The organism is Flavobacterium collinsii (genome assembly GCF_902804485.1).
Lineage (GTDB): Bacteria > Bacteroidota > Bacteroidia > Flavobacteriales > Flavobacteriaceae > Flavobacterium > Flavobacterium collinsii.
Window position 1 is genome coordinate 1 of record NZ_CADCST010000144.1, and the last position, 12,819, is coordinate 12,819.

A 12,819-nucleotide genomic window follows, 5' to 3' on the forward strand; every position below is an offset into this window, starting at 1 on the left:
GACTAGGCCTTGACATACATACTGCCACACGAAAGGATTCGTGCGGGAGCGTGGGGCTGTTTATTTTTTAAATATTTCAAAGAACGTTTTATTTTATTTCTAGTCGAAAAAACATTTCTTATCTCTTAACTTACACTGTATATTTTATTTGCATATCCAGTCAGGAGACTTCACAGAAGTGAGATAAAAATAAATTCAAAGTATATTTTTTTTAGTATTTAGATTTCTAAATCATGATTTTTTATTTCATTTAAAATTCTTTCTAGCACGGCGCTTTGTGTTAAATATAATTTATCATATTTAGTTAAATCAGTATGTTCATTTTCTGGTCTTAGCTTTTTAAGTAATTCAGGTTTTCCATTAGGGAAATTTATAATGCAAAGACCTGAGTATCCTTTCGGTAATAACTCAACTTCATAACTTCTATTTACAGATACGTATTCTAAAACTGCATCCGTATTAGCATAATTCTCTACTTCATGATGTGAAAATAAAACATCAAATTTTGTATTACATAATATATCCGTACATAGGGTTCTACAATCACTTATGATTTGATTATCACTTAATACTAAAGAATTTAATTTATGTTGAGGATTCAAGCTATAATATTTCTTCGTTTGTTCCCAATCAGGTATCTGAATAAGTGGTAAAATAGGGAAAAAAGACTTTGAAATTATCTCTTCACAATCCAATTGTATTTTTGAAAAAATGGCCATAGATAAAATTTATTTTTTAATATTATATTTAGTCGCTTTTTTATAGAACTCGTAAGATTGTTCAAGAGTAGAATGTGTCATAGTTCTTGTGATTTCCTCTGCTGAATTACCCGGAGCATTATTACCAATATTTTTAGGTAAATCTATGCCGTAAACTTCTTTAACTAGTTGATGTGCATCATCAAGATTCATTTCCCACGCTCCCGCACGAATCCTTTCGTGTGGTACGTTTCTACTTGAACTCTCAGAATTACGGAATTTATAGTTTCTACTCATTTTTAATATTGTAAACCTTTATAACGAGACTAGGCCTTGACATACATACTGCCACACGAAAGGATTCGTGCGGGAGCGTGGGCTAAAACTCCCCCTCTATAATTATATTTGAAATTATTAACAACATCCATCTTATATGCCAAATCTTTCGTATAATCAGCTTCCGAAACTCCAAATGTATCTAAGTATTGGATAATTACGGTTGCCACATAACCTATATTGTTCTCATCCATTATAGGCTTAAATTCCTTAACAGCAACTTTAACAGCTTGCGTTCCTCCTATACAAAATAATCCTATTTTTTCCTCATCTGTCCCAATTAGATATTTTGCCTCAAAACCAGGAAAAGTTTGCTCCACAATTCCTGTTTTAAACCACAAATTATCAAGAGCCTTTTTTAAATATTCATTATTATCAAATTCAATTTTAGGTTTTGACATTTTATTTTGAAATATTTGATCTACTAACTTGATCAGATTATCAATATTCTCTTTCCCTTTTTCAGTTTTATAAATAGCATCAGCAATTGTCTTGGTTGCATAACGTTTGTTAAAACATAAGCTATAAAAGCGGGTTCATGATTCCAATATTTTTTCCAATAGAGGAACTTGACTTATAATTAAATTATCATGATACAAATCTTTTTTTTCCATATAATATTGTAACTTATTTAACATTTCAGGTTTAACATCTAAAAATTCAAATAGACATAAAGCTGAATAATTCATTGGGATATAATCTATTTCATAACTTGGATTTACAGAAACGTATTTTAATAAACATTTTGTTGTTACCCACTCATTAATATTACTGTACATAAATAAAACATCAAAAATTGTATTAACCTTTACATCCAGATCATAAGACCTTGCGAATAAGAAAACTTGATTTGTATTTTCAATCTTAGGTAGATTACCTTTTTGTAGATCTTTTTCTCTAGGAATATCTTGTAAAAAAAGCGTAGGAAACTCCTTGAATTTTCCGTCGGAATAAAGTTTTGTTTCAATATTACCAAAATTTTTCATAATCCATTATATTTTATTGATTTTTGATAGAATTCAAATGATTTATCTAATGATGATGCAGGTAATTTTTCTAATAAATTAGTAGCTTCGTCTCTTGTTAAAGTAGATGGTAAATCAACCCCATAAACATCCTTTACAAGTTTCCTTGCATTTTCAACAGATATTTCAATCTTAGTTGTTTTTGAAAAATTCTCTGCAGAAGTTTTAAAGATAACTTCTAATTCAATATCAACTCTTCTATTTGGAGCAGATAGAATAATGTTCTTTAAATCATTAGGAGTTCCCATTTGTAAAACCCCCTTATATCCACCATTTTTTGTTGCGCTTTCTATAGAAAATATTGTTCCTTTTATTGGATCTGTAGAAGCAGAAATACCACCAATTTGTGCATTTGTACTACCTGGAAATAAAGAGCCATCTAATTTACTTCTATTGGTTCCTCTAAAAAAAGATTTTATTCCTTTTGCCTCTAAATCAGCGACAGTTGTTGCTTCTGTCACATTATCTAAAAAAACTTTAAGCTCATCAACTGATAATATTTTTCCTCCCGTCTTATTACCAACATTATTTAACCATTTAAGTTTACTCAAAGATAACCTTTCAAATTCAGGCAATAAAACAGAAAGGGCATTATTTATAGCAATGTTTCGGTCAGTTGTTACGGTTTCTTTTGTTAAAACATAAGTGATAAAAGCAGGAACTAAATAATCATTTTCACCTATGCGAATACGAACCGGATCATTTTTTTCAATTTCACCTAAACTTACAATCTTTTGGTTTGATGAGGCTAAAGCTCCTTTTTCAAAACTATTGCTTGTATATCCAATTTCATACTTTGTTTTGACCGTATTGTCCCCACACCAACTTGTAATAGTGCTGTAGGACAATGGATCAGCAAAACCATCAATTTTATAGGGTTCCATCAAATAAAACTGGCTGTTGCTTATTTGATTTGATGTCCAGTTTTTAAGTCCAATTTTCAATAAAACCCTAATATACTGAGGTCTATAATCTAAATTCAATTTAGTAAAGAGATCAGCAAAAAAATCAACATTGCTTTCCTGTCTTGCATAAATCCATTTGCTATCAATATTATTTAAAATATTTAAAACACTATTATTTTCATTAGTCCCTAAATAATGTATAGAACATTTTGATAGTATTTGCAAATCTTTCCATAGTCTATCATTTCCTCTGTCAGCAATAATAAAATTAGGCGCATCGGCATACAAAAAATCAATTTTATTGCAGTCGCTTCCTGCAGTTTCAAAAGCTTTGTTGAATTTGTTGACAACATATTCTTTTGCTTTCGAACCAGTTTCACCAACAGAATATTTTAAGAATCCCAGTAAAGCATCGTAATCTATAATTTGATTGGTTTTTAAATTAATAGCTGTATTATCCTGTCCAGCATCAAGTTTATCATACAAATAATTAAAATCATAGGTTATTAATGATTTACCTAAATCGATATTTAAGCCAATGGGAGAATTTTGGGAAGAAAGTGTAACATTCTCTTTCCGCGTATTTAGTTGACCTTTAAAGTTTAGTTTTTTCTTTTGTCCATCTACTTCAAATTCAAAACTTTTATCAATTTTCAGCGTTTGTGGAACCCCAAGCCCAGAACTTGTCAGTTCAAAATCTTTAGTTAAAAACTGCTTGTAATCAAAAAGTACTGTTTTACCTGAATTATCACGCATCCAGGTGATTAATTTCTGAAAATCAATCCCTTCACTGATTTTTTCAGTTAATTCCTTCTGTTCTTTTTTATATGTATCAGCTTCTTTTGTAACCGCCGCAACTTTATCAATATTCTCCTTTGAATGGTTCCCAGATGCTGTCCAATCATTAGAAGCAAGATCTAACAAAACAGGTTTTAAGTCTTCTATTTTTTTCTTTAAGTCTTTTGGTAAATCTGTTTCTTTTTGCAACCCATCAAATTGTCCTTGAATCTTATTTATATAAGCCAATCGCTGTTCTACAAATTCTTTATCAGCTAAACTTCCTTTTTCCTTTTTCTTTAATAAATCATACAAGCCATCAACTACACTGGTAAGATCATTAACCAAGTCATTAACTAATTCATTTCCATTAATAATATTCACTCCTGCCGGATTATAACTCGTCTCCACCACACCGCTGATCAATTGATAATCGGTATTGATTACGATATTTTTAAATTCGACTGCAATTTTAGTATCACCCAAATAGGGTACAATGATATAGCCACGTCCTGAATAGGGACTATTTTGACCTTGTAACTCTAAAATCGTTACCGGAAAATCACCTGCTTTAAAGGTTTCGCTTTGAATTAAATTGGTAAGCGGTTTTTGATTCTGAATATTAATTTGAGGTACAATTCCACAATTATAGGCCGGAACCCCATTGGTTATGGTAGGTGTGGTAAAAGTACTAATCCCTGAATAGGTAAACGACTGAACTCCATCACTTGCCGGATCACAGCTCGAACCCACTCGAAACTGATAGCTAACTCCAGGCTCCAGATTGGTAATTAAACTTTGGGTATTTAAACTATTGCTCGAGAACCATTGCGCGTTTCGAACATCCTGTTTTTTATATTGTAGCTGATAACGCGTATGTTCCGGTATTCCTTCCCAGGTGATTTTGACACTTTTTGGCCCCTGAGCTTCGCTTAACAGAAAGGTTGGAGCAGCACAGGCAGCAGTATACTTAAACGAATAAATCTCACTGTAGCCGTCGTTTTTAAAAACCGCATTTTCTGATAGTCCGGTTGTTGAAATAGCACGTACGCGCCAGGCATAACGCATACCCGGAGTCAGGATTGGCATGCTTAAATTATAAAGCAATGCAGTTCCAAATAATGTCTCTTCATACAAAATGGGTGACATCTGAAACCCAAACTGCGGGTCTAATGTGGGGTCAAAAAGCTGTTTTAACTCAAATTTATACGATATGTTAGTGGCATTCCTCTGACGTGGTGTCCAGGTAAAGAGAATATTTGGAAATTCGGTTGAAGCAATTTGTTCATTGCGTCGGGGTGTATTCAATAAGGGAGGATCATTTAAAATCAGATACAAACTGGTGCAGCTTTTTTGTGAAATCCTCTGGTTGGTTACAAAATCGTATAATTCAAAACAAAAGTTGTACATCCCCTCGGGCAAACCATTGGCATACTGTATGGCAGAAATTCCCTGTAGGTTCTCTAACCTGAAAAGAGCTGAGATATCGGTATTGGTAAGGGTTTGTAACTCTCCGCCGTTTATAAAAACAGGACGTTGCCCTTGTATGTAATCACTGCTTTGTATGTTGAGTCCGTTACCTTGAATGTACAATTTCAAACGCACCTGTCGCTGCGAGATGGTAATGTCCATAGGATTGATCAGCAATCGCATTTTAGTATCCATACTAGTTGCATAGTCGGATATTTTAACACTATACGGACTGTTGAAAACCGGAGTCATCTGAACCGGAAACAATTGAGCATGTCCTGTTGCGTTCACAAACAGCAACAGCACAAATAAGGATAGGGTGTGAAAAAGGTGTTTCATTTTTTAATAGATAATAATTTTTTTAACCAATGTCTGCTGTCCTGTTTCCAGTACTAAAACATACATGCCCGATCCTAACGTTGTATCAAAATTAATTTCATACTTCTTTTTCCCGGACTCTTTTTTCTGAATCATCATATTTTGTCCTGATGTCGAAAATAACCTTAAGCTTATGGCACTATCATTTTCTAAAGTCACAAAGGCTTTAAAATTACCATTACTCGGATTTGGAGTTACGACAAAATCGATCATGAACTGCGACGTCGAACCAGCATTTGGCAAAGTGCTCCGTTGCTCGACAGTAATGTTTTTAGTATATGCTGCATAACATTCTCCTTGTGTCTGTTGTAAGCCAATTGCATAAAGACCTGTTGTGTCAAACTTCAAGGTTATGTATTTTTCTTTTTGTTCTACAATTTTCACTCCTTTCGGAATTACCCAATTGGTGCTCTCCCCAAAAGGAGTACTGGTATTGACCAAAATTACTTCTTCGTCTAAATAAGCCTGTGAGCTCAGTAAAAATTCAGAACTAATAGCTACCTGACTTGTTTTAATTACGATTTCATCCTCTCCAATACAACCTAATGCAGATGTTACCTTTACCCGGTAAGTTCCCGCCTTTGTCAAACTTACTTTTGATTGGTTTGAAGTAAATCCATTTGTTGATGTCCAGCTGTATTGGGCGTTTTGATCTGCAATCGATGCATCCAAATCCAAAACCTGATCGTTGCACAAGGTTCTGTCTTTTCCTAAATCGACTACAACTGGATTTGGATCTTTTAAAAGAAATCTCTTTTTATAAATACAGCAATCCGGGCAAGTAATGGTTACTTCATAGTTTCCTGCCGATAGATTATTTAAATCTTTGGTAGTCGCTCCTGTATTCCAAACATAGCTGTAAGGTAAATTTCCACCTGTAACTTTTACTTGTATTCCTCCATCATTGCCTTTAAAACAAGTTGGATTTTTTACGGTCTCTGTGGTCTGGATCCCTTTTGGGTCGCCCACAAAAATACTTCCCTGAATCAGGCATCCTTTTGCATCAGAAATTAGTACAAAGTAATTGTTTGTAGTAATGTTCTCTATTTTAGCTGTTGTTTCTCCATTACTCCATTGATAGGTATATGGTTGTGTTCCGCCTGAAACATGAGCTTCCGCCCAGCCATCGTCTCCATTATTACAGCTGGCATTGTGTTTTGTAAAAGTCAAATTCAGTTTTTCGGGCTGTGCCATATATTGAACTGCATCGGTTTCATTTACCAAAACATTATTGGTATATGTCCCTAACTTTATTCCGTTTCCATCTTCGACATTCAAGGCATAGGTTCCTTCTGAAATATTTTCAAGTCTTTCATTCTGATCATTCCATATTTTCCAGGAACCGTCGTTTTGCTTTTTCTTCCAGGTATAGAAATATGGAAGTCCGTTATTTTTATCTGCTTTTAATTGGATCCCCCCTTTAACATGTGCTGTTAAAACTCCATCCTGCGATTCATCTCTTTGATTGTCTATCGGATCAGCATCGGTTTCATTTCCGAATTCATTACTCACATTACAAGAAATGGTACGAACTACCTCAAAAATAACTTCAAGTGGCTCCGGATCATCTAAGCTTTGAATCGAATTTACCATCGTACAGCCAATTTTATTTACTGCCGGATCATAATTAGCATCACGAATGGTCAAACTATATACCTCTTCCGGAAGTCCGTTTAATGAAATGGTATAAATGCCATTGTTAAATTGTGTAGTTGCTGAAGTTTGTTTAATTCCTTTACTATTTTTCCATTCAAACCAATACGAATTGTCTAAAAAGATGGTTCCACCGGTAACTTCTACAACAATTTTTCCGTTTGTTGCTTTGTAAAAACTCGGATCTAAAACTTCAGTATATTTTATTGCTAAAGGCAGCTTCGGTTCTATAATGATGACACTTTCCTGTGTAGTACATCCTTTTGCATCTGTAATAAATACCCAATATTCGCCAGCTTTTAAAACGGTATTTTTATCAACTTCTACTTCATTAGACCATTTGTACTCATACGGTGGTGTCCCACCTGTAACATTTGCCGTCGCCCAGCCATCATTTCCTCCATTACAAAAAACGTCGCCTTTGGTAATTGTTACAGCTAACTTTGGAGGTTCCTGGATCAATTGTGTTGCATCAATCTCCTTCGCCAAAACATTATCCACATAAGTCCCCAGCATGATTCCGTTACCATCTTTTATATTTAAGGCGTAATTCCCATGAGAAAGCTCAGAGGCAGTTTCTCCTTTAATATGCGGCAAAGTGATCCAGGTACCATCTTCTCGTTGTTTTTTCCAATAGAAATAATACGGTAATCCATTATTTTTATCTGATGCAAGCGAAATTCCTCCTGAAACATGCGCTTTTAAAATACCATCTTGCGACTCATCACGCTGGCCATCATTTGGTGTTGTGTCCTTTTGATCTCCAAACTCATTAGTTGCATTACAAGAAATAGTACGAACGATTTCAAAAACAACCTCCAAAGGATCAGGCTCCGTTAATTTTACTTTTGATTCTACTACAGAGCAATTGACAATTTGATTGGCATCTTTGTCATAATTTCTATCTTCAATCGTTAAAAAATAATCATCAGCCCGAACGCCGTTTAAAGTAATGGTATAAACACCCTCTTTAATTTCGGTCGTAGGCGATAATATAGCTCCTGCCGAGTTTATCCACTTATAGTTATATAATTTACCCTTGTTTGACAACGGATCAAATGCTGTACCTCCCGTGATCTGTGCCACAATTTTTCCATTGGTAGCTCCTGCAAAAGTGGGAACATCAGTGGTTGAATACTTTATTTCAACAGGGTTTGAAGGTTCTGCAACTGTAGCAAAACCTGTTACAAAACATCCTTTATCATCTGTAATCTCTACTGCATACTCTCCATGAGTTAATTTGGATATTTTATTAGCTTCAATAATTCCACCATCAACATTGAACCACTTGTAAATATATGGAGCTGTTCCATTTTCAACTGTTGCTGTTGCCCAACCATTATTACCTCCGTGACAGGAAACATTTCCAATATCAAATGATAATTTAAGTACTTCCGGTTCTGCTATTGTTTCTTTAGTCGGAATTGCTTCTGTTAAACCGACAGCGTTATAAGTTCCCTGTACTACATTATTGGCATCTTCAACATTTAAGGAGTAGCTTCCTTCCGAAAGCTCCGGTGCAATACCTTTTGTATAATCTTCCAATACCTCCCATAATTTGTTTTTTGTATTGTATTTTGACCAAATAAATTTATAGGGCAAACCACCATTTGCAGATCCTGTAAACTTAACTCCACCTGTTACGACGGCTTCCAAAATCCCATTTGCTGCTTTATTTCCATTTTCCATCGGATTTAAATTTGCAGAATTACAGGAGATTTGCTGCTGAATTTTTAATTTTATTTCAATCGGTTCCGGATCATCCAAAACCACTGTTAAAGAAGATGATAGTGAAGGATCTAATTTACAGTTTCGCGCATCTGTGATGAATAACCTGTAAGTATCTGCAACCACATTTTTTAATGTAACCGCAAAAACACCATTTACAAACTGTGTGGATGACTTGCCGGCATCAATAAGCTCGTTTTTACTATTTCTCCATTCGTATAAATAAGATTTTCCATCAATCGGAGTTCCACCACTAATAGAAGCTATTATTTGTCCATTCTCCGCTTTATTAAAAGTTGGGTGTGTCGAGCTAATATTAACCAATTGAAGCGGACCTAAAGGCTGCTTAATATCCTCATACAATTCTTTTTCTACATCTTTTGATAATTTCACTATACAACCAACCGTATCTTGTAAACCTTTTAATTTTCTCACTTTTACATGACAGCGTCCTAAAGAAAGGCTATTAATCGTGGTTTGATCTCCATTTAAAAAAGTAATCCAAGTAGCTCCACCATCTTTCGAATATTGATAAATTCCATTATCAACACCTCCTGAAGCTTTAATATCAATTGCACCATCGGACCCTCCAAAACAATTAATGTCGTTTTTCTTTGTAAGAATAAAATCGACAGGTGTGGGTGAGGTTATATTAAATATGAAAGGATTATCTTCAGTATGTGGAGATCCGGTATTTGATTCATTAATAGATCCGTAAAATGCTATCCCATATTTTCCCTTTGAGAAATTACATGGAAACTCATAACTATTTGTCCGATCGAGAGTTATTGGACTGCCATCTTGTGAAGAACATACAACCGATTGCCAAATTTTATGTTCTTCATCAAACGATCTAATACTAAAAGTGAATTTTTCTCCGGCAAAAAATGGCCGATTGAATTTCATAATTAATTTACCGTCATTAGTGTCAAAACATCTCGTTTTTTCTTCTTTCATTGAAACCACCTCAGGAGCAGATTGTCTGACTGTATAGTTCACAATATTAGAAGAGACGTTACATGCTTTCTGTCTCAAATAAATTGTTCTTCCATGATATTCTCCGGCATTCTCGCCTAATATTTCTTTGGCATTAGTTGTAAAACTGGACTGACCTAAAAATTTTGTCATGTCGACCCAACTATTTGAATCTGAAGAATCAAATGAATACTGCCAGTTATACTCAGATGGCAAAAATCCAGTATTTGATTCTATTGTTATATTTTTATCTGTAGGCAAATCATTTTTTTTTCCGGGATCAACAATAACAAGAATAGGACGAACTTTTACATTAAAAGAAGATCGTCCTAGTCCATCTCCTTTACTTTCTACATTTTTAAATTGCTTAAATTCAAAATCAAAATCAAAACAATGAAAATTATCCGAATTATAAATTCTTCCACTATTATGAGGCCTATTTCCCCTACAAGATTGTCGATCATATCTTGAAGCCGAAAAAAACATTGAGACTGGGACTTTATCAGCTTTAAATGTCGTTTTAGTAGCTGCATTAGTATAGCTTATAGTAGCTCTGTCATCATTATAAGAGATATTTAACGCCTTGTAATTATCAATAGGTGTCTTAAATTCAAGCCTAACAAATGCTTCTCCACAATTATGATGTTCGTCATTAATCGCCCAGCCATTAAAAACAATTTCATACGAGCCTAATTCTGGAGCCTGCCCAAAACTGAAATTGCAAACCAATAAAAAAACTAACAAGTAAATCTTCTTCATAAACCTAATAAAAAATGGTTAAAACTTCTTCTTTTGCAGGATTGCTACTTAGCAAACTTGGAATTAAATGATACTCATATTTCATGTTTATTTTTAAATTTTTATCTTCTAGCGTAAAAACATCTCCATTTAATTCTTTCCATAATGTTGGCGGAGATCCTTTTAGATTTTTATAAATGCTTAAACTGGTTACTTTTTCTTTATTTTTAACATAATCCCAAGTCAAGGTTATTTTTTTGGTTTCTCTATCTGGTATCCCTTGTAAAAATGAAATAATTTTAACAGGAGAAAAATCTAAAACTTGTACTGTTATTATTGAATGATCTAATGAAGACCAGAGATTACTTTTATCCTTCGCCAAAATAGCGTACTGATATGTTTTTTTATTCTCTACTTTTTCATCTGTAAACTCCTGAATAGTATCATTGATTTGTTTTATCTCCTGCCACTGCTCCTGCCCTTTCTCTCTCCTCCTTAGGCTATAACCTACAACATCTTCGCTATAACTTCTAATCCATTTTAAATGAACCTTTCCTTCTTTATTGTCATAATCTTTAAAAATTGGTGCAGCTGGCGGTATTTTATCCGGTTTATCCAGTACCAAAACATCAGATGGCTCCGAGACATTAAATCGCATATCTTCGGCTGCAATTCTGTAATACACTTTGCTATTGGTCATTTTAAGACTAACACTATCTTTATAAGCATTACCTAAATATGATTTATGATAGATATCTACAAATTCTTCGTCAGCATTATTGGCTTTAAAAATGCGATATCCTCTTAAATCTTTTTCCAGATTGGGTTTCCATTTTAATTGAACCGTTCCAAGGCTATCAATTACACCCTCAAGCCCACTAGGTTTTGCAGGAGGTATTGAATCTACAGGCTGAACTAACATACTTTGGGAAGTTAAACGCTTATTATTTTTACCTACTACAGATATGGTAAAATAATTTGATGGAAATAAACTTTCTTTATAAGTGAGTTTACGCTCAGATGGTGAAATAATTTTAGTAACAACCTTGTAAGGCCCTTTGTCATTATCTGCTAAATTAATTTCATACCCCTGAATAAAACTTTCTGATGCTGCAGGGTATTCCCACTCTAAAATGACTTCGTTCGAGTTTAAAATATTATAATCTGATAACCTTGCCGATGTAACTACAGCTGTAATGCCACTTGTGATAATGGGTTTTGTTATTTCTCCTTTTTCTCCGAATGAGGTTATACCATACAATCTGTAATGGTACTTTTTATCATTTACACTAAGTGTATCAACATAATACATGGTTTTAGATGGATGCTCCTCTTTATCATTTAAATTAACCAAAGGCGTAGAAGCTATCGGGCTAAAATTGATTCCGTCAGTAGATTTCTCTACCATAAACGAAGTGTAGATTCTTTTAAAAGTCTCATAATCCCAAGACAGTAAGATTTTTTATCATCGGGAATTGCAATAAAATCCGTTGGAGCCGGAAGAGTAGTATAATCTCTTAACCCGATCATATACGAAGATTCTTTAATCTTTGGACTTTCGAAAACACTTACCTGGTAGGCATATACTTCGTTCTTTTTTACATTAGTATCTACGTATCCCAAACCTGCCTTTACAGCACTTTCAAAACTCATATCTGCTGCATATAAAGCAAAAGTATAACGCTGATCCAGTTCGTCTGCCATATTCACAATTCTCGACAAATCTCCTTCTTTAGCCCCCGTTACTTCAAAACTTTCTCCATAAATAGATTGTGCAATTATAGCTGCATTATTATCTTTTTGTACTAAATCTAACCAGGATTCTAAAGGTTCGGGAATCAGAGGCTTTGGAGTCAGTACTGTTTTTTCGGGTTTAGATACAATATCCCCGTCTCGCAACAAAGTAGTTCTGGTAATTATGAACCCTTTTTTATTTGCCTTTTGCCACTCACTTGAAGAATTAACCGCCCAACGAATCAAGATTTGATCTTTTTGAGCTCTGGCATTAACCATTACTGTAGTCTGCTTACTTTGAGAAAAACCTAACGAAATTAAAAATAAGAAAAGAATTAGAAATCTAAATTTCAACATTTATGCGTAATTATCTGTTAAAAAATGTAAAAGTAACATTTTATG

The 12,819-nt window shown here is 34.1% G+C and carries 8 protein-coding genes; all 8 read right to left on the reverse strand.

The window, feature by feature from the left end; genetic code table 11:
* Window positions 1-218 precede the first annotated feature (218 nt).
* On the reverse strand, window positions 219-719 hold the full coding sequence (locus FLA105534_RS21850; RefSeq protein ID WP_173968199.1) for a hypothetical protein: 501 nt from the start codon (window positions 717-719) through the stop codon (window positions 219-221).
* Between the two features lie 9 nt (window positions 720-728).
* Entirely contained in the window at window positions 729-995 is a 267-nt protein-coding gene (locus FLA105534_RS21855; protein WP_173968200.1) for a hypothetical protein, read from the reverse strand.
* A 29-nt stretch (window positions 996-1,024) separates the two neighbouring features.
* Window positions 1,025-1,435 (reverse strand): hypothetical protein, encoded by a 411-nt coding sequence (locus tag FLA105534_RS21860; protein WP_173968201.1) that lies wholly within the window; start codon window positions 1,433-1,435, stop codon window positions 1,025-1,027.
* A gap of 135 nt (window positions 1,436-1,570) precedes the next feature.
* The gene (locus tag FLA105534_RS21865; protein ID WP_173968202.1) at window positions 1,571-2,020 is read right to left on the reverse strand and encodes a hypothetical protein; all 450 of its coding nucleotides are present in this window, start codon (window positions 2,018-2,020) and stop codon (window positions 1,571-1,573) included.
* Entirely contained in the window at window positions 2,017-5,550 is a 3,534-nt protein-coding gene (locus FLA105534_RS21870; protein ID WP_173968203.1) for a fibronectin type III domain-containing protein, read from the reverse strand. The genes FLA105534_RS21865 and FLA105534_RS21870 overlap by 4 nt, the downstream gene beginning before the upstream one ends.
* Before the next feature lie 3 nt (window positions 5,551-5,553).
* Window positions 5,554-10,704 (reverse strand): T9SS type A sorting domain-containing protein, encoded by a 5,151-nt coding sequence (locus FLA105534_RS21875; RefSeq protein WP_173968204.1) that lies wholly within the window; start codon window positions 10,702-10,704, stop codon window positions 5,554-5,556.
* A gap of 4 nt (window positions 10,705-10,708) precedes the next feature.
* Entirely contained in the window at window positions 10,709-12,091 is a 1,383-nt protein-coding gene (locus FLA105534_RS21880; RefSeq protein WP_173968205.1) for a fibronectin type III domain-containing protein, read from the reverse strand.
* On the reverse strand, window positions 12,085-12,774 hold the full coding sequence (locus tag FLA105534_RS21885; protein ID WP_173968206.1) for a hypothetical protein: 690 nt from the start codon (window positions 12,772-12,774) through the stop codon (window positions 12,085-12,087). Before FLA105534_RS21885 ends, FLA105534_RS21880 begins: the two co-directional genes overlap by 7 nt.
* Window positions 12,775-12,819: the final 45 nt, after the last annotated feature.

Coding starts and splice junctions, on each gene's coding strand:
- FLA105534_RS21850 (WP_173968199.1), bottom strand. CDS start 719: ATGGCCATTTTTTCAAAAATACAATTGGATTGTGAAGAGATAATTTCA.
- FLA105534_RS21855 (WP_173968200.1), bottom strand. CDS start 995: ATGAGTAGAAACTATAAATTCCGTAATTCTGAGAGTTCAAGTAGAAAC.
- FLA105534_RS21860 (WP_173968201.1), bottom strand. CDS start 1,435: ATGTCAAAACCTAAAATTGAATTTGATAATAATGAATATTTAAAAAAG.
- FLA105534_RS21865 (WP_173968202.1), bottom strand. CDS start 2,020: ATGAAAAATTTTGGTAATATTGAAACAAAACTTTATTCCGACGGAAAA.
- FLA105534_RS21870 (WP_173968203.1), bottom strand. CDS start 5,550: ATGAAACACCTTTTTCACACCCTATCCTTATTTGTGCTGTTGCTGTTT.
- FLA105534_RS21875 (WP_173968204.1), bottom strand. CDS start 10,704: ATGAAGAAGATTTACTTGTTAGTTTTTTTATTGGTTTGCAATTTCAGT.
- FLA105534_RS21880 (WP_173968205.1), bottom strand. CDS start 12,091: ATGGTAGAGAAATCTACTGACGGAATCAATTTTAGCCCGATAGCTTCT.
- FLA105534_RS21885 (WP_173968206.1), bottom strand. CDS start 12,774: ATGTTGAAATTTAGATTTCTAATTCTTTTCTTATTTTTAATTTCGTTA.